The 22,151-nt window shown below is 71.9% G+C and carries 20 protein-coding genes; 5 read left to right on the top strand and 15 right to left on the bottom strand.

Going from position 1 to position 22,151, the window contains the following annotated elements:
- Positions 1–2: 2 nt before the first annotated feature.
- Positions 3–962 carry a pseudouridine synthase gene (locus ACWEBX_RS01750; protein ID WP_451882920.1) on the top strand — a complete coding sequence of 320 codons (960 nt, stop codon included), beginning with the start codon at positions 3–5 and terminating at the stop codon, positions 960–962.
- Here the strand turns inward: ACWEBX_RS01750 and ACWEBX_RS01745 are convergent.
- From ACWEBX_RS01745 to ACWEBX_RS01720, 6 genes are all read right to left on the bottom strand, one after another.
- Positions 956–2,443, bottom strand: a complete 1,488-nt coding sequence (locus tag ACWEBX_RS01745) for a cytochrome P450 (RefSeq protein WP_451882919.1) — start codon at positions 2,441–2,443, stop codon at positions 956–958. The two genes, ACWEBX_RS01750 and ACWEBX_RS01745, sit on opposite strands and share 7 nt — an antisense overlap.
- Before the next feature lie 76 nt (positions 2,444–2,519).
- Positions 2,520–3,140 carry a GTP-binding protein gene (locus ACWEBX_RS01740; protein ID WP_451882918.1) on the bottom strand — a complete coding sequence of 207 codons (621 nt, stop codon included), beginning with the start codon at positions 3,138–3,140 and terminating at the stop codon, positions 2,520–2,522.
- Positions 3,121–3,576, bottom strand: a complete 456-nt coding sequence (locus ACWEBX_RS01735) for a DUF742 domain-containing protein (protein ID WP_451882917.1) — start codon at positions 3,574–3,576, stop codon at positions 3,121–3,123. The genes ACWEBX_RS01740 and ACWEBX_RS01735 overlap by 20 nt, the downstream gene beginning before the upstream one ends.
- Complete coding sequence (locus ACWEBX_RS01730) at positions 3,573–3,980, bottom strand: roadblock/LC7 domain-containing protein (RefSeq protein WP_326788791.1); 408 nt, start codon at positions 3,978–3,980, stop codon at positions 3,573–3,575. The genes ACWEBX_RS01735 and ACWEBX_RS01730 overlap by 4 nt, the downstream gene beginning before the upstream one ends.
- Positions 3,977–5,554: a sensor histidine kinase gene (locus ACWEBX_RS01725; protein ID WP_451882916.1), complete on the bottom strand. Its 1,578-nt coding sequence runs from the start codon at positions 5,552–5,554 to the stop codon at positions 3,977–3,979. The genes ACWEBX_RS01730 and ACWEBX_RS01725 overlap by 4 nt, the downstream gene beginning before the upstream one ends.
- Positions 5,555–5,851: 297 nt before the next feature.
- Positions 5,852–6,478, bottom strand: a complete 627-nt coding sequence (locus tag ACWEBX_RS01720) for a TetR/AcrR family transcriptional regulator (RefSeq protein WP_451882915.1) — start codon at positions 6,476–6,478, stop codon at positions 5,852–5,854.
- 213 nt (positions 6,479–6,691) lie between these two features.
- Here ACWEBX_RS01720 and ACWEBX_RS01715 point away from each other — a divergent pair, with 213 nt between their 5' ends.
- From ACWEBX_RS01715 to atzF, 4 genes are all read left to right on the top strand, one after another.
- Positions 6,692–7,516 carry an urea amidolyase associated protein UAAP1 gene (locus tag ACWEBX_RS01715; protein ID WP_451882914.1) on the top strand — a complete coding sequence of 275 codons (825 nt, stop codon included), beginning with the start codon at positions 6,692–6,694 and terminating at the stop codon, positions 7,514–7,516.
- A complete protein-coding gene (locus ACWEBX_RS01710; RefSeq protein WP_451882913.1) occupies positions 7,513–8,112 on the top strand; it encodes an urea amidolyase associated protein UAAP2 in 600 nt (199 codons plus the stop codon). The genes ACWEBX_RS01715 and ACWEBX_RS01710 overlap by 4 nt, the downstream gene beginning before the upstream one ends.
- Complete coding sequence (locus ACWEBX_RS01705) at positions 8,109–11,636, top strand: 5-oxoprolinase/urea amidolyase family protein (RefSeq protein ID WP_451882912.1); 3,528 nt, start codon at positions 8,109–8,111, stop codon at positions 11,634–11,636. The genes ACWEBX_RS01710 and ACWEBX_RS01705 overlap by 4 nt, the downstream gene beginning before the upstream one ends.
- Positions 11,637–11,858: 222 nt before the next feature.
- Complete coding sequence (gene atzF / locus ACWEBX_RS01700; RefSeq protein ID WP_451882911.1) at positions 11,859–13,523, top strand: allophanate hydrolase; 1,665 nt, start codon at positions 11,859–11,861, stop codon at positions 13,521–13,523.
- A 181-nt stretch (positions 13,524–13,704) separates the two neighbouring features.
- On the opposite strand, the gene ACWEBX_RS01695 is transcribed toward atzF, so the two are convergent.
- The 9 genes from ACWEBX_RS01695 to ACWEBX_RS01655 all read right to left on the bottom strand — a co-directional run bounded on the left by ACWEBX_RS01695 (position 13,705) and on the right by ACWEBX_RS01655 (position 22,149).
- Positions 13,705–16,566, bottom strand: coding sequence for a DEAD/DEAH box helicase (locus tag ACWEBX_RS01695; RefSeq protein ID WP_451882910.1), 2,862 nt, complete (start codon positions 16,564–16,566; stop codon positions 13,705–13,707).
- Positions 16,567–16,606: 40 nt separating this feature from the next.
- Positions 16,607–17,497: a diacylglycerol kinase gene (locus ACWEBX_RS01690; protein WP_451882909.1), complete on the bottom strand. Its 891-nt coding sequence runs from the start codon at positions 17,495–17,497 to the stop codon at positions 16,607–16,609.
- Between the two features lie 29 nt (positions 17,498–17,526).
- The gene (gene tatC / locus ACWEBX_RS01685) at positions 17,527–18,474 is read right to left on the bottom strand and encodes a twin-arginine translocase subunit TatC (protein WP_451882908.1); all 948 of its coding nucleotides are present in this window, start codon (positions 18,472–18,474) and stop codon (positions 17,527–17,529) included.
- A gap of 47 nt (positions 18,475–18,521) precedes the next feature.
- The gene (gene tatA, locus ACWEBX_RS01680) at positions 18,522–18,809 is read right to left on the bottom strand and encodes a Sec-independent protein translocase subunit TatA (protein WP_451882907.1); all 288 of its coding nucleotides are present in this window, start codon (positions 18,807–18,809) and stop codon (positions 18,522–18,524) included.
- Positions 18,810–19,046: 237 nt separating this feature from the next.
- The gene (locus ACWEBX_RS01675) at positions 19,047–19,241 is read right to left on the bottom strand and encodes a hypothetical protein (RefSeq protein WP_451882906.1); all 195 of its coding nucleotides are present in this window, start codon (positions 19,239–19,241) and stop codon (positions 19,047–19,049) included.
- 10 nt (positions 19,242–19,251) lie between these two features.
- Complete coding sequence (locus ACWEBX_RS01670; protein WP_451883001.1) at positions 19,252–19,485, bottom strand: hypothetical protein; 234 nt, start codon at positions 19,483–19,485, stop codon at positions 19,252–19,254.
- 167 nt (positions 19,486–19,652) lie between these two features.
- Positions 19,653–20,675 carry a helix-turn-helix transcriptional regulator gene (locus ACWEBX_RS01665; protein ID WP_451882905.1) on the bottom strand — a complete coding sequence of 341 codons (1,023 nt, stop codon included), beginning with the start codon at positions 20,673–20,675 and terminating at the stop codon, positions 19,653–19,655.
- A gap of 15 nt (positions 20,676–20,690) precedes the next feature.
- Complete coding sequence (locus tag ACWEBX_RS01660; protein ID WP_451882904.1) at positions 20,691–21,644, bottom strand: helix-turn-helix transcriptional regulator; 954 nt, start codon at positions 21,642–21,644, stop codon at positions 20,691–20,693.
- A gap of 133 nt (positions 21,645–21,777) precedes the next feature.
- Positions 21,778–22,149: an FKBP-type peptidyl-prolyl cis-trans isomerase gene (locus tag ACWEBX_RS01655; protein ID WP_362406699.1), complete on the bottom strand. Its 372-nt coding sequence runs from the start codon at positions 22,147–22,149 to the stop codon at positions 21,778–21,780.
- Positions 22,150–22,151 lie beyond the last annotated feature (2 nt).

The following is a 22,151-nucleotide window of genomic DNA, read 5'->3' as shown; positions in this document are numbered from 1 at the left end:
GGGTGAGACGTAAGCCCCGGATCCCGCCCGCTCCCCTCCCGCAGCGCCACGGGGTCGACCCCGTGCGGATCAGACTGCCGCGCGAGGGGAGCTGGGCCACGGCGCGGGCGTACCTCGTGGAACGGCTCGCGGCGGGCGGCGGAGTCATCGACACGATGATCGGCGAGGGTCTGATCGTCCTGGAGGACGGACGGCCGCTGACCGCCGAGGAGGCCTACGCGCCGGGGTTGTTCCTGTGGTTCCACCGAGAACTGCCGCACGAGGAGCAGGTGCCGTTCCCGCTCGACGTGGTGTACCGCGACGAGCACATCGTCGTCGCCGACAAGCCGCACTTCCTGGCCACCACACCGCGCGGCAGCCATGTCGCCGAGACGGCTCTCGCGCGGCTGCGCCGGGAGCTGGAGCTGCCGGAACTGGGCGCGGCGCACCGTCTCGACCGGCTGACCGCGGGGCTCGTGCTGTTCACCGTGCGGCCCGGGGAGCGCGGCGCGTACCAGTCGCTGTTCCGCGACCGGCTGATCGGCAAGGAGTACGAGGCCGTGGCACCGTACGACTCCGGTCTGGGTCTGCCGCGTACGGTCAGCAGCCGCATCCTCAAGGAGCGCGGGGTGATGGCCGCCCGGGAGGTGGCGGGCGAGCCGAACGCGGTCAGCGGGGTCGACCTCGTCGAGCACCGGGACGGTCTCGGGCGTTACCGGCTGACTCCGCGGACCGGGCAGACCCATCAACTCCGGCTGCACATGAGCGCGTTGGGCGTGCCGATCCTCGGCGATCCGCTGTACCCGGTGGTGACCGGGCCGATGCCGGCCGGTGACTTCCGGCGTCCGCTGCAACTGCTGGCGCGGACGCTGGAGTTCACCGATCCGGTCACCGGCCGGGCCCATCGGTTCGTCAGCGGGCGGACGCTGGAGGCGTGGACCGCGTACGACACCTGGTCGGGCCGGGGCGCCGGGGATCAGTAGCCGCGCCACCAGCGCAGGAGGCGCTGCCAGGCGCCGGGCCGGGCGGCGGGCCCGGGAGCGGCCGGGACGGGCTCGGGGGCCTTGGGCTGCGGTGCGGGCGTGGCCGGTGCGGCGGCGTCTTCGGTGGTCACCTGCCAGGGGGTCCGCTGGGCGGGCAGGGCGCGCACGGACGGCCGCTGGGTGACCTCCTGTGTGGGCTTGGGCTCGAAGCGCACGGGCAGATCGACGAGGTGGCGCGAGGACATGGTGCTGCGCCAGCGCAGGTCGCTCTCGTCGCAGTCGAGTTCGACGTCGGGCAGGCGCAACAGCAGGGCGTCGACGCCGACATCGGCGATGGCACGGCCGATGTCCTGTCCCGGGCACTCGTGGGGGCCGCCGCCGAAGGCGAGGTGGGAGCGGTTGCCCTGCATGCTCGCGGCCAGGTCGGGACGGATCCGGGGGTCGACGTTGCCGGGCGCGATCCCGAACAGCAGTCCGTCGCCCTTGCGGATGCGCTGGCCGCCCAGCTCGGTCTCCTGCTTGGCGAAGTAGCCGAGGACGGCGCTGAACGGCGGTTCGTTCCACAGGGACTGCTCGACCGCCTCGGGCACGGTCATCTGCCCGCCGTTGAGCTGGGCGCGGAAACGCGGGTCGGTGAGCAGCATGCGCAGCACGTTGGCGATGAGGTTGGCGGTGGCCTCGTAGGCGGCGAGGAGGACGAGCCGCAGGTGCTGGGCCACCTCGTCGTCGGTGAGCCGGGCCGGGTGGTTGATGAGGTGGCTGGTGAAGTCGTCCTCGGGCTCGGCGCGGCGCCGCAGGGTGTGCTGGGTCAGCACGCTCATGACGTACTCGTTGCTGGCGATGGCGGTGTCGGTGCCCTTGAGCAGGTCACGGGTGGCGTGCACCATGCGGTCGTTGTAGTCCTCGGGCATGCCGATGATCTCGCAGAGCACGGACATCGGCAGATGTTCGGCGAACTGTCCGACCAGGTCGGCCTCGCCGAGCGGGCAGAACGCGTTGACCAGACGCTGGGTCGCGCGGTTGATGTAGCGGCGCAGGCTGCGGAAGTCGATGGTCGACATGGCGCCGGTGACGGCGCCGCGCAGTCTGAGGTGCTCGTCGCCCTCGGCGTGGGAGCAGATGGGCTGCCAGGCGATGTGGGGGGCGAGCGGGTGGTCGGCTCCCGCCGTGCCGTCCTGGACGGCGGTCCACAGCCGGCTGTCGCGGGCGTAGTGCGCGGGGGTGCTGACCATGTGCAGGTTCTCGGCATGGCCGAGGACCACCCAGACGGGTACGTCGTTGTGCAGCAACACGGGTGCGACGGCGCCGTGTTCGGCCCGCAGCTTCTCGTACAGCGTGCCCAGGTCCTCCGCCTCGGGCCCGTACAGGCGGCGCAGTCCGCCCGGCCCGACGCCGGGGCCCATGGCGTGGGCGGGGCAGCCGGGCGGGGGGTCGAACGCGGGTTCTTCCGTACCGGCCGGGGAATGGGATTCGGTCGTCACAATGATCGCTCCGAAGCTCAAGTACGTTCTGTGGATTGGTAGTTGGCGTACGGATGCTGCTTTCACCGTACGGCCTTCAGCGGTGCGCCGACGTCATCGCGAGGGAATGCAGGAACCGCATCAGGGTCATGAGGGTGTCCCGGCTGGACGCCCTGCGGCGGGCGTCGCACCGCACGATCGGGATCTCCTCGGCGAGGTCGAGCGCGGTCCGCAGGTCCTCGACCGGGTACCGGGGCGCGTCGGGGAAGTCGTTGATCGCGACGACGAACGGAACACCGCGCTCCTCCAGGCGGCCGATCACGTCGAAGCTGACCTCGAGGCGGCGGGTGTCGATCAGGACGACCGCGCCGAGCGCCCCCTCGAACAGGCCGTTCCACAGGAACCAGAAGCGCTCCTGGCCCGGCGTGCCGAACAGGTAGAGCACGAGCTGGTCCGTGATCGAGATCCGGCCGAAGTCCATGGCCACGGTGGTGGCGGTCTTGGTCTCGGACCCGTAGTTGTCGTCGACGCCTATACCGGCCTGTGTCATGGTCTCCTCGGTCGTCAGCGGCTTGATCTCGCTGACGGAGCCCACCATGGTCGTCTTGCCGACTCCGAAGCCGCCCACGATCACGATCTTCACCGCCGCCTGCGCGGTGTGCGGGAGGTGGTCCTCGGCGCGAGGGCCCGTGACGGTGTCAGAGCTTTTGAAGTCCATGCATCACCGCTTCGAGGAGGGAACGGTCGGGAAGCGCCTGACGGACGATCGGGGCGCGCGCCCGTACCAGTTCGGCCGTCAGCAGCTCGGTGAGCAGGACGGTCACCACGCTGAACGGCAGATTGAGATAGGCCGAGATCTCGGCCACGGACAGGGGAGTTCTGCACAGTCGCAGCAGTGCCGACTGCTCCGGCTGGGTGGCGGGCGGCGGTGTGACGGCACGGGCGACGACCAGCGTGACCAGGTCGACCTCGGCCCGGTCGCCGTCCTCACCGCCGCCGGTGAGGACGTACAGCCGCTCCGGGTTCTTCGGTTTTTCCTCGCCCTCCTGCCCCTCCCCCGCGGAGTCTTCCGGGCCCGCGAGGGGGGAGGGCGGCGCGGGGGGTTCGGGGGGCCGCTCCCTCGGCTGGCGCCGTCGGCGTTGCGGAGGGCTCATACGGTCTGCCCGTTGCGGCGCGGCGGACTGGTGAGATGGGCGCCGATGCGTACGACGAGGTCGCGCATGCGGTTGCTCATCAGCCCGGGTTCCGCGGTCTGGTTGGCGAGGACGGCGAGGTAGGCGTTGGGTCCCGCCGACATCAGGTAGAAGTAGCCGCCGTTGATCTCGATGATGACCATCCGCATCCGGCCGTCGCTCTTGGGGATCTCGCCCGCGACGGCTCCCGCGAGGCTCTGCAGGCCCGCGCAGGCCGCGGCGACGCGGTCGGCCGCGTCCGGGTCGCCGCCGTAGCGGGCGATGCGCAGGCCGTCGGCGGAGAGCACCACGATCTGCTGGATGCCGGGCACTCCGTCGGCGAGTTCCTTGAGCATCCAGTCGAAGTTGGCTCGCTGCTGGATCACTTGAGGTCCCTCTCGTCGTCGGCCTCGGCCGGGCCCGGCCTGCTGTCCGTGCTGAGTGCGGCCGGGTCCGGGTCGCCCTTGAGCCCGTTCATGAACGCCTCGACCCACAGCCCGGGTTCGGGCTCCTTCTCCTGCGGCGCGGGGTCGGGTTCCCAGGAGGCGGCGGCCTCGGCGGCCTCCTGCTCCGCGCGGGCCTCGGCGTACCGCCGGCTGAGCGGGACCTTCATGCGGCTGCGGCGCTGCGGCAGACCGTTCGGCGTCCATTCCGTGACGACCGGGACGTCGTCCTCGAGCGGGTCGCCGCTCGACGACGGGATCCGGGGGCCGGTGGTCGGCCGGCGCTTCTTGGGCTTGCGCGCGGGGCCCTCGACGCCGCCGTTGTCGATGCCGGCCACGGAGCTGGCCCCGATGCCGTGCGCGAGACCGGGGGCGAAGTCGGTGGTGAGCATGGCACGCGGTGCGACGAGGACGGCGCGGACACCGCCGTACGCGGACTGCCGCAGCGAGATCTGCATGTTGTACATCTGCGCGAGTCGTCCGACGACGGCCATCCCGAGCCGGGGTGCCTGGCCCATGGTGTTCGGGTCGACGCCCGCCGCGGCCAGCCGGAGCAGTTCCTCGATCTTGCCGCGGGCCTCGTCGCTGAGGCTGACGCCGCCGTCCTCGATCTCGATGGCGATGCCGGTCTGCACCTCGATCGCGGTGACGTGCACCTTGGTGTGGGGCGGTGAGTACCGGGTGGCGTTGTCCAGGAGCTCGGCCAGGGCATGGATGAGCGGTTCGACGGAGACACCGTCGACGGCGATGTCGACGATGTTGTGGAGCTCGATGCGCCGGTATTCCAGGATGCGTGACATCGCGCCGCGCAGGACGCTGAACAGCGGTACGGGTTCGGGCCACTGCCGTCCGGGGCGGCCGCCGCCGAGCACGGCGATGGAGTCGGCGAGCCGGCCGATCAGCGCGGTGCCGTGGTCGATGCGCAGCAGGTCGTCGAAGACCTCGGGGTTGCGCCCGTGGTCCTCCTCCATCTCGCGGAGTTCGTTGTTCTGCTGGTGGACGATGGCCTGGACGCGCCGGGCGATGTTGACGAAGGAGCGCTGGGCCGCGTCGCGCATCGACTCCTCGGTGTCGATGGCCTTGAGCAGCTTCTTCAGCAGGTCCTTCTGGGACGCGGGGATCTCGCGGAGGTCCGGGTTGTCGCGGCCCAGGGTGCGCATGACCTCCGACGGGGAGTTCCCCTCGTGCAGCCGGTCGATCGCGTACGGCAGGACGTCCCGGGTGAAGCGCACGATCTCCTGATCGTGCGCGACGACGCGCTGTTCCAGGGAGGCGGTGCGGCGCGCGAAGTCGGCCCGCAGTTCGCGGGTGACGCGGCCGCGGCGGACGGCTTCGCCGCCGATCGCGATGACCAGCAGCGTGGCGAAGCCGCCGCACAGGGCCACCGCGCCCCGGGCCGGCTCGGTCACGACGGCGACGGCGGCGCCGGTCGCCACCGCCATCAGTACGGCCGGCAGCAACAGCACGCGCGCGTAGGGAAGTTCACTGTCACCGGGAGGCGATTGAACACTCACCATGTATGCCCTCTGAGACAAATCGGCTGGGGGTGGGGGAGGTTTGTGGGGGAATCGGCACGGATCGGCATGGGTCAAACCAGATCTTCGGAACTTTTGGGAACAAGCGCACGAATAAGCCTCAACTCGGTGCGCCGCGGGCGAGCTTAGTCCGACCGGATCAACGCTGTGTCATATTCGGCGAGCACCTGAAACCACCCGTGGGACTGGAGTACCCTCAGCCTCATTTACACGCTGCGCCCCCGTTCGCACACGCTGCGTGATGGCGTACGGGCGTGCGAACGGCATGGCGGTGAGGGATCAGACCCCGGCGATGCGCAGCGCCGCGTCCGCCGTGGCCTCGGCGAAGGCGGACACCGGGCGCTGCGGATCGGAGCGGTGCACGAGGATGACGCCCTCGATCAGCCCGAACAGCAGATCCGTCCGCAGATCGAGCTCACTCTTGGGGAGCGCGCCGCCGGCCGTCGTGGCCGCGAGCAACTGGCGGTAGGTGTCCTTGAGTTCGGCCCGCACGGCATGGAAGCCGGCGAAGCGTTCGGCGCGCACCTCGGGCAGCAGATAGAGACCGCCGAGATTGTGCGGCCCCCCGCACAACACCTCCACATCGGTGCGGCACAGCTCCCACAGCCGGCCCTCCGCGGACGCCGTGTCGTCGGCGAGGAGCTCACGGGCGTACGCCAGGGAGGGGGTGACCGTGGACTCCAGGAGCTCGGCGAGCAGCTCCTCCTTGCCGGTGACGTAGTGGTACATGGACGCCTGACGCATGCCCGCCCGCTCGGCGACGGCCCGGGTGGTGGTGGCCGCGTATCCCCGCGTCGTGAACAACTCGGCGGCCGCGTCCAGCAGTTCGGCGCGCGGCGACAGCCCGCTGTCCGGCCGCTGCGCGGCCCGGGGCCTGCCGACCCGGCGTCCGCCACCCGTTCCCATGCGTTCGATCCTCGCACACCCGACGCGCCCCGGGCGGGGCGCCGCGGCGCGCACGGCGGACACCGGGCCGCGCCGCGCACGGCCCCTCACCGGCGGCGCGCTCCGCGTGAGGGACAGGTAACCGCCCGGCAACACGCGGGACACGGCCGCGACCCGCCCCGCCCCTAATTTCTGTCACGCGACAGAAATGACCGAGGAGTCGGAGGACCCGCGATGGCGACAGCGACCACACACGGAGCACGCGATCACGCCCGCGCCCAGCAGGGAACCCGCGCCGAGACGATGCCCGTGGTCCCCGCGGACGACTGGCCGGCCCCGCCGCCCGAGGCGGGCCCCCTCGTCTGGGCCGAGTCCGTGGCCGGCGGCAACTACACGCACAAGGTGCTGGCCCGAGGCACCGAACTGCGCCTGACCGACCTCGCCGGCGACGCCTGCGCCCACCTCCTGCTGTACGTCGCGGACCGGCCGTGGGAACGCCTGAACGTCGCCGACACCGTCAAGGTCCAGTGGAACGCCTACCTGGGCGCGGGGCGGCTGCTCCTCTCCGACCAGGGCCGGGTGCTCGCCTCCGTGATCGCCGACACCTCCGGCCGGCACGACACCCTCTGCGGCACCTCCACGCTCGTACGCAACACCGGGCGCTACGGGGACGGAACCCCGCAGTCCGCGTCCCCGGCCGGCCGCGAGCTGTTCAAGCTGGCCGCCGCCAAGAACGGGCTCACACCCCGCGACCTGCCGCCCTCGCTCTCCTTCTTCCAGGGCGTGGAGATACGCGACGACGGCTCGCCGGACTTCACCGGCTCGGCCGGACCCGGCGCCGCCGTCACCCTGCGCGCCGAGCAGGACGTCACCGTGCTGATCGCGAACGTGCCGCACCCGGCCGACCCGCGCCCCGCCTACACGAGCACCCCCCTGGAGGTGCTGGCCTGGCGCGCGCGGGCGACCGCGGCGGGCGACCCGCTGTGGGAGGCCACACCCGAGGGCCGCCGCGCCTTCCTCAACACCGCCGAATTCCTTGCCACGAGGGGGCTCGCATGACGCACGTCACCGTCCCGGCCCGCGCCGCCTGGTCCGCGCTCCTCCGCGCCGGCCAGACGCTCACCGTCACCGACCTGCACGGCAACCAGGCCGTCGACTTCCTGGTGTACGACGCCGCGGACACCGCCGTCCGCTACAGCGCGCCCGACACGATCCAGGCCCAGGGAAACATCTTCCTGACCACCGGCAGCGTGCTGATGTCGAACGAGCACACCCCGCTCATGACCGTCACCGAGGACGAGGTCGGCCGGCACGACACCGTCGGCGGCGCCTGCTCCAAGGAGTCGAACACCCTGCGCTACGGCCACCACACCTGGTCCCAGCACGCCTGCGTGGACAACTTCCTCGCCGAGGGCTCCCGTTACGGCCTCGGCAAGCGCGATCTCGTGTCGAACATCAACTGGTACATGAACGTGCCCGTCGAGAAGGACGGCACCCTCGGCATCGTCGACGGCATCTCCGCCCCGCGACGCCGGCTGACCCTGCGTGCCGACCGCGACGTGATCGTCCTGGTCTCCAACTGCCCCCAGATCAACAACCCGTGCAACGGCTTCGAGCCGACCGCGGTCGCGATGACGATCGGGGACTCTGCATGAGCTTCGACACCCTCCTGGTCGCCAACCGCGGCGAGATCGCCGTCCGCATCATCCGCACGGCCCGCGAACTGGGCCTGCGCACCGTCGCCGTGTACTCCGACGCCGACCGCGCCGCACCCCACGTCCGCCTCGCCGACGAGGCCGTACGGCTCGGCCCCGCCCCCGCGAAGGAGTCCTACCTCGACGCCGACCTGGTCCTGAAGGCCGCCAAGGACACCGGAGCCGGGGCCATCCATCCCGGATACGGCTTCCTGTCCGAGGACGCGGCGTTCGCCCGCCGCTGCGAGGACGCCGGGATCGTGTTCGTCGGGCCCGCACCGGAACAGCTCGAACTGTTCGGCGCCAAGCACACGGCGCGGGCGGCGGCCGAGGCCGCCGGGGTACCGCTCGCACCGGGCACCGGACTGCTCCCCGGCCTCCCCGAGGCCCTGGAGGCGGCCGGCCGCATCGGCTACCCCGTCATGCTCAAGGCCACCGGCGGTGGCGGCGGCATCGGCATGTCGGCATGTCGATCCGCCGGGGAACTGACGGAGGCCTGGGACCGGGTGCAGCGCGTCGCGGCGGCCTCGTTCTCCTCGGCCGGGGTGTTCCTGGAGCGCCTGGTCGAACCCGCCCGCCATGTCGAGGTGCAGGTCTTCGGCGACGGCCGGGGCCGCGTCGTCACCTTCGGCGACCGCGACTGCTCGCTCCAGCGCCGCAACCAGAAGGTCCTGGAGGAGGCACCCGCCCCCGGCCTGCCCTCCCACATCCGCGACGGGCTCGCCTCCGCCGCACGCGAGTTGTGCGCCTCGGTCGGCTACCGCTCGGCCGGAACCGTCGAGTTCGTCTACGACGCCGCCCGCGAGGAGGCGTACTTCCTGGAGGTCAACACCCGCCTCCAGGTGGAACACCCGGTCACCGAGGAGATCTACGGCGTCGACCTGGTCGCCTGGATGCTGCGGCTGGCCCGGGGCGAGTCCGATGTCGTACGGGAACCGGGGGCACCGCGCGGCCACGCCGTGGAGGCGCGGGTGTACGCCGAGGACCCCTCGCGCGAACACCAGCCCAGCGCGGGCCTGTTGACCCGGGTCGCGTTCCCCGACGGGGTCCGCGTCGACGGCTGGGTCGAGACCGGCACCGAGGTGACCACCTCCTACGATCCGATGCTCGCGAAGGTCATCGCCCACGGGGCGGACCGGGCCGAGGCCCTGGAACGCCTCGACGCGGCACTGGCCGCGACCCGCGTGGACGGCATCGAGACGAACCTCGGCCTGGTGCGGGCCGCGCTCGCCGAACCGTCCTTCCGGAAGGCGGAGCACTCCACCGCCACGCTGGCCGGCGTGAGCGATCCCACCCCGCGCGTCGAGGTCGTGTCCGGCGGCACGCTCACCACCGTGCAGGACTGGCCGGGACGCACCGGCTACTGGCAGGTCGGGGTACCGCCGTGCGGCCCGATGGACGACCTCTCCTTCCGGCTCGGCAACCGAGCGCTCGGCAATCCCGAGGGCGCGCCCGGACTCGAATGCACCCTGCGGGGACCGGCGTTGAGGTTCACCCACGCCACGACGGTCTGCGTCACGGGCGCACCCGCACCGGTCACCGTGGACGGGTCGGCCATCGCCCAGTGGGAGCCGGTCACCGTGCCGGCCGGGGCGGTGCTGGAGGTGGGGGCGCCCGACGGGCACGGACTGCGCACCTACGTACTGTTCGCGGGCGGCGGCCTGGACGTGCCCCCCTTCCTCGGCAGCGCCTCCACCTTCACCCTCGGCCGGTTCGGCGGCCACGGCGGCCGGACCCTGCGCACCGGCGACGTCCTGCACGGCGGCACGGTCACGGAATCCGGGACACCCGTGCCGCCCGCCGAGCGCCCCGCCTTCACCGCCGCATGGCGGATCGGCGCCCTCGAAGGACCCCACGCGGCACCGGAGTTCTTCACCGAGGACGACATCCACGACTTCTACGCCGCCGACTGGAAGGTCCACTTCAACTCGGCCCGCACCGGAGTGCGGCTCGTCGGGCCCAAGCCCCGCTGGGCCCGCACCGATGGCGGCGAGGCCGGCCTGCACCCCTCCAACATCCACGACACCCCCTACTCGGTCGGGGCCGTCGACTACACCGGCGACATGCCGGTGCTGCTCGGCCCGGACGGCCCCTCCCTCGGCGGCTTCGTGTGCCCGGCGACCGTCGTCACCACGGAACGCTGGAAGCTCGGCCAGCTCCGCCCCGGCGACACCGTGCGCTTCGCGCCGCTGGCCGACGACGGTTCGGCGCGGCCCGCGATCGTCGACGGCGGCGTGCTCGCCCGGGACGGCGACGTGACGTACCGCCGCAGCGGCGACGACAACCTGCTGGTCGAGTTCGGGCCCATGCAACTGGACCTGGCCCTGCGCATGCGGGTGCACGCGCTGATGGAGGCGGTGACCGAGGCGGATCTCGACGGCGTCACGGACCTCACGCCGGGCATCCGCTCCCTGCAGATCCAGACGGACCCGCGCCGGCTGCCCCAGCGCGAACTCCTGGACGCCGTACGGCGCACGGTCCGCGCCCTGCCCCCGAGCGACCTGCTCGTCGTCCCCTCCCGCACCGTCCATCTCCCGCTGTCCTGGGACGACCCGGCCACCCGCGAGGCCATCGCCCGCTACATGGCCGGTGTCCGCGACGACGCCCCCTGGTGCCCCTGGAACATCGAGTTCATCCGCCGGGTCAACGGCCTGGACTCGGTGGACGACGTCTACCGCACCGTCTTCGACGCCGAGTACCTCGTCCTCGGCCTGGGCGACGTCTACCTCGGAGCGCCGGTCGCCACCCCGCTCGACCCGCGCCATCGTCTGGTCACCACGAAGTACAACCCGGCCCGCACCTGGACCGCCGAGAACTCGGTCGGCATCGGCGGCGCCTACCTCTGCGTCTACGGCATGGAGGGCCCGGGCGGCTACCAGTTCGTCGGCCGTACGACCCAGGTGTGGTCGCCCTGGCAGCAGCGCGGCGCGTTCGAGCCGGGCTCGCCGTGGCTGCTGCGCTTCTTCGACCGGATCAAGTGGTACCCGGTGGAGGCGGACGAACTCCTCGAACTGCGGGCCGACATCGTCTCCGGCCGTTTCGTGCCACGCGTGGAGGAGGGCACCTTCTCCCTCGCCGCGTACGAGGCTTTCCTCGCCGAGAACGCCGAGTCCGTCGCGGAGTTCCGGTCCCGGCAGGGCGGCGCGTTCTCCGCCGAGCGGGACGCCTGGGAGGCGGCGGGCGAGTTCACACGGGCCGAGGACGCGGGGTCCGCGCCCGCGCCGGCCGTCGAGGTGACGGTCCCGGCGGGCGGCCGGCTGATCGAGGCCGAGTTCGCCGCGTCGGTGTGGCAGCTCAACGTGGCTCCGGGCGAACAGGTCACGGCGGGGCAGCCGTTGCTCGCGCTGGAAGCGATGAAGATGGAGTCGCGTGTCCCCGCCCCGATCGACGGCGTGGTCCAGCGGATCCTCACCCGCCCGGGCGCGCAGGTGGAGGCGGGCACGGCCCTGCTCGTGCTCGCGCCCCTGGAACCGTCCCCGTCCTGACCCCGCGCCGCGCCCGCTGCCGTCTCCGCCCGTCCGCCCCCTGCCCTCCGCCCGTACGACCCTGCTCTCCGCCCGCCCGTGGACCCTGCTCCTCCGCCGCCCGCACCCGGCCGGTCTCCTTTTCAGGGCCCTGACCCGCCGGGCGGGGGAAACCCGGCGGGTCACGGGACGCGTCACGGACCGGGCCCCGGGCCGGGCACCCTCTCAGCGCAAGGAGTCCCGATGTCCGCCCTCACCCGAGTCCGCATGGCGTACGCCCGTATCGAGGCCGTGGACCGCCCCGAGATCTGGATCGACCTGCGCCCCCGGGCGGAGGCCGAACGCGAGGCCCGTGCCGTGGACGAGCGGGTAGCTGGCGGAGAGCGTCTCCCGCTCGCCGGCCGGCTCCTCGCCGTGAAGGGCAACATCGACGTGGCCGGCCTGCCCACCACCGCCGGATGCCCGGCCTACGCCTACGCCCCGAAGGCCGACGCCCCCGCGGTCGCCCGTCTCCGCGCGGCCGGAGCCGTCGTGCTCGGCACCACCAACATGGACCAGTTCGCCACCGGCCTGGTCGGCACCCGCTCGCCGTACGGCGCGGTCCGGGGGGCCCTGGACCCGGAAAGGATCAGCGGCGGCTCCAGCTCGGGATCGGCCGTGGCGGTGGCCCTCGGCATCGTCGACCTGGCGCTCGGCACGGACACCGCCGGCTCGGGCCGCGTGCCCGCCGCGTTCAACGGCATCGTCGGCCTCAAGCCGACCCGCGGCCTGGTGCCGGCCACCGGCGTCGTCCCGGCCTGCGCCTCCCTGGACTGCGTGACCGTGTTCGCCCGCACCCTGCCGGAGGCCGAACAGGCCCTCGCCCGTCTCGCGTCCCCCTCCGGACGCGAACTGCCGCCCCTGGCACAGCGCGCGCCCGGCCCGTGGCGCGTCGCCGTCCCGCCGACGGCACAACTCGGCGAACTGGACGAGGGCTGGGCGGAGGCCTACGAGGCGGCGGTGCGCGCGCTCGTCGCGGCGGGGGCCGAGGTACGCACCCTCGACCTCGCCCCGTTCACCGAGGCCGCCGCGATGCTCTACGAGGGCGCGTTCGTCGCCGAGCGCTACACGGCGGTAGGGGGCTTTGTCGACAAGCAGACCTCGGAGGGGGGTGCCGGGCTCGACCCGACCGTCGCCGGGATCATCACCCGCGCGCGGGACATCCCGGCCCACCAACTCTACGCGGACCAGGAGCGGCTGGCCGGCCTGCGCGCCCGGGCCCTGGCCGAACTGTCCGACGCCGACGCGCTGCTCCTGCCGACCGCGCCCGGCCATCCCACGCTCGCCGAGGTCGCCGCCGACCCGCTGGGCGCCAACGCCCGGCTGGGCCGCTTCACCAACTCGACGAACCTGTTCGACCTGGCGGCGGTCGCCGTCCCGGCCGGACGGACGGCCGCGGGACGTCCGTTCGGGGTGATGCTGATCGGCCCGGCGTTCACCGACGAACGGCTCGCAGGGATCGCCCGCCTCCTGGAACCGGAGACCCGCCTCGCCGTGGTGGGGGCGCATCTGTCCGGCCGGCCGCTGAACCCGCAGTTGCTGTCTCTGGGCGCCCGCCTCGAACGGACGACGACGACCGCCGCCGTCTACCGTCTGCACGCCCTGGCGACCAGTCCGCCGAAGCCTGGGCTCGTCCACGTCGGCTCGGGCGGCGCCGCCGTCGAGGCCGAGGTGTGGAGCCTGCCCGCCGAGGGCCTCGGACGCCTGCTGGCGGCACTCTCCCGCCCGATGACCCTGGGCAGCGTCGAACTCGCCGACGGCACCCACGTGCCCGGCTTCCTCTGCGAACCCGGCGCACTGAAGGACGCCCCCGACATCACCCGGTACGGCGGCTGGCGCGCGTACCTGGACGACCGGCAGCCCGGCTGACCGCACCCCGCAGGGTCGGACATCGCCCGGCGGCAACCGACACCCGGCCGACGGCGGACCGCACCCGCCGAAGCCGGGAGCGGCCGGTGCCGGCCGGGCACAGACACACCGCGGTTCGGGCACGGGCCGCCGCCGGGCGGGGCTCAGGCCCCGGACCCGGCGACGGCCCGGCCGTCGTCGGTCAGCCGACCGACGAGTAGGCCACGACCCCGCGCAGCAGGGCCTCGACCGCCTTGCGTGCGTTCTTCGCGACCGTCGACCTCTCGCCGCCCGAGACGGGCGCGGCCGCCGCGATCTGGCCGAGGACATCGATGACCTGCTTGCACCAGCGCACGAAGTCACCGGCGGGCATCTCGGCCTCGCGCAGCACCTCGTCCAGACCCTTGCCGGACGCCCACTCGTGGGCGGCCCAGGCGAACCCGAGGTCCGGCTCGCGCTGGCCCACGCCCTCCGCCTGGTTGATCCCGAAGTCCTCCTCCAGCGCGTCCAGCCTGCCCCAGATGCGCACCATCTCGCCGAGCGCGGCCTTCGCCTTGCCGGACGGCACCTTCGGCGCCATCGCGTCGTCCGCGACCCGCGACTCGTACACCAACGCCGAGACGCAGGCGGCCAGTTCGGCCGGGGAGAGCCCGTCCCAGACGCTGGCGCGCAGGCATTCGCTGGCCAGCAGGTCGAGTTCCCCGTACAGCCGGGCGAGCCGCTTGCCGTGCTCGGTGACCTCGTCGGCCCGCAGATAGTCCAGCTCGGTGAGCAGGGCCACGATCCGGTCGAAGGTACGGGCGATGGTGTTCGTCCGGCCCTCGATGCGGCGCTCGAGCTGCGAGGTGTCCCGCTGGAGCCGGTGGTAGCGCTCGGCCCAACGGGCGTGGTCCTCGCGGTCGTTGCAGCCGTGGCAGGGGTGCGCGCGGATCGCCGTGCGCAGCCGGGCGATCTCACGGTCGTCGGCCGCCTCGGAGCGCCTCTTGCGGTGCCGGTCCGGCACGATGTGCCCGGCCTTCGTGCGCAGGGCGGAGGCGAGGTCTCTACGTGACTGCGGCGAACGGGCGTTGAAGGACTTGGGGATCCGCATCCGGTCGAGTGCCTCGACCGGCACCGGGAAGTCCATCGAGGCCAGCCGCTTCACCTGGCGCTCGGCGGTGAGCACCAGCGGACGCGGTCCGTCGTGCTGCTCGAAGCCGCGGTGGCCGTTCGACCGGCCGGCGGGCAGCCCGGGTTCGAGGACCAGCGCCAGTCCCGCGTACTTGCCGGTCGGCACATGGATGATGTCACCCGGCTTCAGCTTCTCCAGGGCGACGGCCGCCTCGGCCCGGCGCTCAGACATACCCTGGCGGGCCAGATCCGTCTCGCGGTCCTTGAGTTCGCGGCGCAGCCCCATGTAGGCGTCGAAGTCCCCGAGGTGGCAGGTCATCGACTCCTTGTAGCCTTCGAGGCCCTCCTCGTTGCGCTGCACCTGCCGGGAGATCCCGACGACCGACTTGTCGGCCTGGAACTGCGCGAAGGACGTCTCCAGCAGCTCGCGCGAGCGGTGCCGACCGAACTGCTCGACCAGGTTCACCGCCATGTTGTACGACGGCTTGAAGCTGGAGCGCAGCGGATAGGTGCGCGTGCCCGCGAGTCCCGCGAGGTGCTCGGGGACGAAGCCGCGCTGCCACAGCACGACCGCGTGGCCCTCGACGTCGATGCCGCGGCGGCCGGCCCGGCCGGTGAGCTGGGTGTACTCGCCGGGTGTGATGTCGGCGTGCTGCTCACCGTTCCACTTGACGAGCTTCTCCAACACCACCGAACGGGCCGGCATGTTGATGCCGAGCGCGAGGGTCTCCGTCGCGAAGACCGCCTTGACGAGGCCGCGGACGAAGAGTTCCTCGACGACCTCCTTGAAGGTGGGCAGCATGCCCGCGTGGTGGGCCGCGATGCCCCGCTCCAGGCCCTCCAGCCATTCGAAGTAGCCGAGGACGTGCAGGTCCTCGTCCGGGATGGAGGCGGTGCGCTCCTCGACGAGTTCACGCACCCGTGCGCGCGCCGCGTCGTCGTTCAGCCGCAGCCCTGCGAACAGGCACTGCTGCACGGCGGCCTCACAGGCCGCGCGGCTGAAGATGAACGTGATGGCGGGCAGCAGCCCTTCGGCGTCGAGCCGCTCGATGACCTCGGGCCGGCCCGGCGTCCAGATCCGCGAGCGCTGTCTGCGCTCCCGCTCCCGGTCGGCCTCGCGCATCGCGCGGCCGCGTCTGCGGTCCTGGTACGACGGACGGCTCGCCTCCATGCGCGCCATGCGCGTGAGGTCGGGGTTGACGGCCTTGCGCTGGCCCTCGCCCTCCTCGAAGAGGTCGTACATCCGCCGTCCGGCCAGCACATGCTGGAACAGCGGGACGGGCCGGTGCTCGGAGACGATCACCTGGGTGTCGCCGCGCACGGTGTCCAGCCAGTCGCCGAACTCCTCGGCGTTCGAGACGGTCGCCGAGAGCGACACCAGGGTCACCGACTCTTGGAGGTGGATGATCACTTCCTCCCAGACGGCGCCGCGGAAGCGGTCGGAGAGGTAGTGCACCTCGTCCATCACCACATAGCCGAGTCCGAGAAGGGTCTGTGAGCCCGCGTACAGCATGTTCCTCAGGACCTCGGTGGTCATGACGACCACCGGTGCCTCGGAGTTGACGCTGTTGTCGCCGGTGAGGAGGCCGACCTTGTCCGCGCCGTACCGGCGGCACAGGTCGGCGTACTTCTGGTTGGAGAGCGCCTTGATCGGCGTGGTGTAGAAGCACTTCTTGCCCTGCTGGAGGGCGAGGTGGACGGCGAACTCGCCGACGATCGTCTTGCCCGAGCCGGTGGGCGCGGCCACCAGCACACCCTTGCCCGCTTCGAGGGCCTGGCAGGCCTCGATCTGGAAGGGGTCGAGGCCGAAGTCGTACATCTCGCGGAAGGAGGCGAGCGCGGTGGCCTGCTCGGCAGCGCGCCTGCGTGCTGCCGCGTACCGCTCGGCCGGTGAGAGGTCCTCTGTCATCGTGCTTTCGAGACTACCGGGAGGCACTGACACAAGGACGATCATTATCCCGATAAGCGGCTGTGAAACCCCGGATCCCCGCAGCTCAGGGAAGTGCGACGCGCACCGCGGCCCGTACGCACTCCGCCGTGAGCGGCAGCGGGCCCAGCGGCTCTCCGTCCGCGTAGCCGGTGACGCCCTCGGCGAGGAGTTCCACCTTGGCCGCCCGCAGCACGCTCACCACGGGATGTCCGACGTGGGTGCCCCGGTAGACGCGGGGGAAGATCTTGAGCAGGGTCGAGCGGGAGCAGTCCCCGACCACCGTGATGTCGAACAGTCCGTCGCCGAGGCTCGCGCCGGGGCAGATCCTCATGCCGCCGCCGTACGACGGTCCGTTGCCGACGGCCACCAGCGTCGCCTCGGTCTCCAGGGTCTCGCCGCCGTCGAGCGTGATGCGGTACGGGACGGGCCGGAACGCGGCCAGTTCGGCGACCATCGCGACGTCGTACTTGAAGCGGCCGACGGGCAGGCGCATCCGGTTCCCGCGGTCGTTGACCCGGGAGTCGAACCCGGAGGCGAGGACGGTGCCGAACCAGGTGCCGTTCACCCGGCCCAGGTCGACCTCGCGCAGTCTCTCGCCCTTCAGCGCCTCGGCGATCATGCGTCCCGCGGCCGCCGGGTCGCCCACGGGCAGGCCGAGGGCCCGCGCGAAGTCGTTGCCGGTGCCGGCGGCGACCAGCCCGAAGGGGGTGCGGGTTCCGGCGACGGCCTGGAGCGCCAGGTTCGCCATGCCGTCCCCGCCGACCGCGACGAGGGCGCCGGTGCCGCCGGCGACCGCCTCGCGCGCCCGCGCCAGGGCGTCGGCCGGGTCCTCGCCCTGGACGGTCTCGACGGAGAATCCCGCGGCACGCAGAACGGAAGCGGCCGGCAGCGCCGCTCGGGCGCCCCGGCCGCGGCCCGCGGTGGGGTTGACTATGAGGGTGATCTCGCTGGTCACAGGGTGACCCTACGAGGTCACGGGCTCCGTCAGGTCACGTCGTCATAACCGTTGACCCGGTCCGTGGTGGCCTGCTCCGGAAGGGTCCGGCGGGCCGACACGTTCTCGACGTCGCCGATGTCCTCAGGGGTGAGGTCGAGGTCGGACGCCTCGTCGTCGGCGGGCCCGGACTCGTCGCGCCGGCGCTTGCGCCGGTCGTTGAGCAGGGAGAAGAGAACCGCGCCGAAGTACAGGATCCAGATCGGCCCGGCGAGCGCGAGCATCGTCAGCGGGTCGGTGCTGGGAGTGGCGACGGCGGCGAAGACCGTGATGCCGATGATCATGCCGCGCCACCAGCCGAGCATGCGCGTGCCGGTGAGGATGCCCGTGAGGTTGAGCATCACCAGCAGCAGGGGCAGCTCGAAGGAGAGACCGAACACGACCACCATGCGCGTGACCAGGTCGAGCAGGTCGTCCAGCGGCAGAAGGTTGTTCACGCCGTCCGGCGTGAACTCCATCAGGACCTTCGCCGTGGTGGGAAGCACCTTGTAGGCGAAGAACGCGCCACCGAGGAACAGCGGGACGCCGGTGCCGACGAACGCGTACGCGTACTTCTTCTCGCTCCTGTGCAGACCCGGGGCGACGAACGCCCAGAGCTGGTAGAGCCAGACCGGCGAGGCGAGCACGACGCCCGCCATCAGGGAGACCTTCAGCGCCAGGGTGAACGGGGCGAGCAGACCGTTGATGGTGATCTGCGCGCACTGATGGTTCTTGGGCTGCTTCGCCAGTTCGGCGAACGTCTCCGGGCACCCGACGGAGTCAAGGACCGGCTTGGTGAAGAAGTTGATGATGTCGTTGTAGTAGAAGGCCGCGACGACCGTCACGAGGACGATGGCCAGCACCGCCTTCGCGAGCCGGTTGCGAAGCTCGCGAAGATGGTCCGCGAGGGGCATGCGCCCCTCGGGGTCCTTCTCCGTGTTGCGGGCAGACGTGAGCAACCCACATCCTCATCTCATGCGGCGGGCCGGATGTCACCGGCCCTGCGTCAGCGCTGGGTCGTGTCCGTCGGCTCGTTGACCGGGCGCGAGCTGGTCACGTCGCCGGGGGCCGCCTGGATGGTGCGCTGCGCGGGGGGCTGCTCGTCACCGGCGGGCTGACCGGCCGGAGCGGCCGGGCCGCTGCCCTCTTCCTTCATCGCCTTCGCCTCGCTCTTGAGGATCCGGGCGGACTTGCCGAGGGAGCGCGCCATGTCCGGAAGCTTCTTCGCGCCGAACAGCAGGATGATGACGACGAGGATGAGAATGATCTCGGGAGCTCCGAGCCTTCCGAACATAAGTCTTTACCTTCTCACCGAGGCTGCATGGTCGGGGTGCTGGCCGATCGATCGGACATGTGTCCGATCATCGTGATGTCAGCGATCGTAACGCTCAGGGGTGAACGCGGGGCAATCCCTGTGCGTACTCCCAGTTCGCGGCCCGCGCCTCATTCTCCGGGCCGCGCCCATGAGCGTACCTGGCCCCCGCACCAAGTCGACAGGCCAGCGTGACGCATTACGCATCCATGGAACGACTCATACCGTATCCATGGAGCGCGCCGCCCCCGCCGCGGCCTTCTCCAGGTCCTCGGAGGCGGTGCTGATACGGCGCGCGGAATCGGCCACCTGGCGGCCCAGACGCTCCGTTTCCAGGAAGACACGGACGGCGAGGACCCCGAGAACCGTGATTCCCAGGAAACCCGCGGCGATCGCAAACATCGGCCACAACATGACGACGACCCTAGAGGGTGGAGTGCAGCCGCAGCGTGCGGACCCCGCCCCCGGTGAGCAGTTCCACGATGCGCTCCCCCGCGGGCTTGCGGACGGCCGCCCCGCACGCGGGGCAGGTGAACGAGTAGAACGTCGTACGGCTGCTGGCGCCGATGGCCAGGCGCAGGGCACCGGGCGTGAGCTCGAAACCGGCCCGGCAGTCGGGGCAGGCGGCCTTGAACATGACCTCGACGACCCGGCGCATCCCGGCGAAGGCCGTCCCCACCGAGATCTCCGCCACGCCCGGGACGGACCCGGCACGCCCGGGACCGCCCGCGGCCGACCCGGCGCGCCCCGTCACGCCCGCCCGCCGCACGGAACCCGGCTTCTCCGGGCCACCCGGCCTTCCCTGCGCACCAGACCCCGACGTCCTCAAAGCCCCTGCTCCCGCCCCTCGTACGGACTGTCCTGGGCTCCGGGCCCGCCGGGCCCGTCGTAGGCGGCGAGCGCCTCGCGGGCCGCGCTCCGCGCGCTGTCCGCGAGACCCTGCGGCGAGACGATCCGGCCGTCACCGCCGAGACGCAGGGCCAGCCGCCGCAGCGAGGCGGGGTCGGGAGTCCGCAAGGTGATACGCAGCCCGCCGTCCGGCAGCTCATCCGCGCTGTCGTGCGGGTAGTACTCGGCGACCCAGCGCCCGCCGGGACCCACCTCGACGACGACCTCGGGATCCTCCGCCGCGGGCTGGACGAGACCCTCGGACAGGTCCCGCAGCTCGATCTCGGGCGGCGCGGACGGCTCGTCCAGGATGCGGATCTCGGCGACCCGGTCCAGCCGGAAGGTACGGCGCGCCTCGGAGCGGCGGCACCAGGCCTCCACATAGGTGTGACCGACGCTGACCAGGCGGATCGGGTCGATCTCGCGTTCACTGAGCTCGTCCCGCGAGGGCGAGTAGTAGCGGATCCACAGCCGGCGCCGTTCGGAGATCGCCCGGTCCACGTCGGCGAAGACACCACCCTCGGACTCGAAGGTCACCGACAGCCGGGAACTGGCACAGGCCGCCTCGCCCGAAGCGGCCTCCACCTTGGCGGTGGCCCGCAGCAGCGCCTGCCGGTCGCCCTCGCGCAGACCGGGCAGGGTGGACACCGCGCGGGCGGCCACCAGCAGCGCGGTCGCCTCGTCGGCGGCGATCCGCAGCGGCTCGGCGACGTCGTCCGGGTTGTGCCACCAGATCCGGTCGCCGTCCGTGTCGATGTCGAGCAGATCCCCGCCGCGAAAACTCGTCCCGCACAGCGGCAGCACGTCGAGATCGGAGATCAGCTCGTCCTCGGTGATCCCGAAGGCACGGGCCACATCACTGACGCGGGCACCGGGGCGCTCGCGCAGATACGTCACCAGGGACAGCATCCGCCGGGTCTGGTCGATCGCGTTCGTGGGCCTGGCCGGTTTTCCTGCCACTTTCTTACTTTCCCCTCAGCCCTTGGCCACGGCGCGCAGCCGGTCGACCACATCGGCCCGCAGTTCGGCGGGCTCCACGACCACCACGTCCGGCCCGAACTCCACGAGCCAGGCGTCCAGACCGTGCCCGTACGGAATCTCCAACTCGTCCCAGCCGTCGCCCAGTTCCCGTACCGAGACGGCCTTGGCGCGCAGCGGGTAGCCCGCGCCGGAACGCAGCCGGATCAGCGCGGAGCGGTCGGTGATCTCCCCTGCCCAGCCGGACACCGTCTCGCGGACGGTCACCACGTCGGGGACCTCGGCGGTGTAGCGGCCCGCACGGGCGCGGACCTTGCCGGTGATCCGGGAGAGCCTGAAGACGCGTTCGGCGCCGCGGTCGCGGTCCCAGCCCGCGAGATACCAGTGGCCGCGCCAGCACTCCAGGGCCCAGGGCTCGACGTGCCGGGTCCCGGGCTGCGCGGCGTTGGCCTTGCGGTAGTCGAAGACGACCGGGCGGCGGTCGCGGCAGGCCAGCATCAGCGGCTCGAAGGCGGCCTCGTGGACGGGGATGTGCGGTTCGAGGGCGCCGTGGGATCCGTACGGGTCCACGTCCTCGGGCAGACCCGCGGCGCGCAGCTTCTGGAGCGCCCCGCTCGCGGCTCCGGCGAGCCGGGCCTGCTGCCAGACCTTGGCGGCCAGACCGAGGGCGGCGGCCTCCTCGGCGTCGAGGGTGATCGGCGGCAGGCGGTTGCTGTCGCGGCGGGCGAGGTAGCCGACGTCGCCGTCGAGGTTCTCCACCGTCTCGATGACCAGGCCGAGTTCGCGCAGATCGTCCTTGTCCCGCTCGAACATCCGGTTGAAGGAGTCGTCCGAACCGGCCTCCAGATAGGCCTCGATGGACTCGCGGAGCTCCCGCTTGCTGAGCGGCCGCCGCGTCCCGAGCAGACACAGTGCGAGGTTCATCAGCCGCTCGGCCTTGGCAATGGCCATCGACGCCCTTCCTATGGTGCTTCCGACCGATGACCGTACCGCTCCACCGTGGCGCGGCAAAAGCCGAGGGCCCATGCCCGGACGGGCATGGGCCCCAGATGATCCGATCCGGATCGGATCCGGTCCGCCGTGATCAGACCGCGATCAGGTCGACCACGAAGATCAGCGTCTCGCCCGGCTTGATCGCCGGGGTCGGGCTCTGGTCGCCGTAGGCAAGGTGCGCGGGGATGGTGAGCTGGCGACGACCGCCGACCTTCATGCCCTGCACGCCCCGGTCCCAGCCCTTGATGACACGGCCGCCGCCGAGCGGGAAGCGGAACGGGGAGTTCCGGTTCCAGCTCGCGTCGAACTCCTCACCCGTGCTGAACGCCACACCCACGTAGTGCACCGTGACGTTCTGGCCCGACTTGGCCTCGGGGCCGTCGCCCTCCCAGATGTCCTTGATCTCAAGGTCCGCCGGCGGCTGGCCCTCGGGGAAATCGATCTCGGGCTTCTCGATGCTCACGT

The sequence above is a fragment of the Streptomyces sp. NPDC005070 genome, from assembly GCF_053600395.1.
The sequence above is the reverse complement of the archived record's forward strand: the minus strand, read 5'-3'. Positions and strand labels throughout refer to the sequence as shown.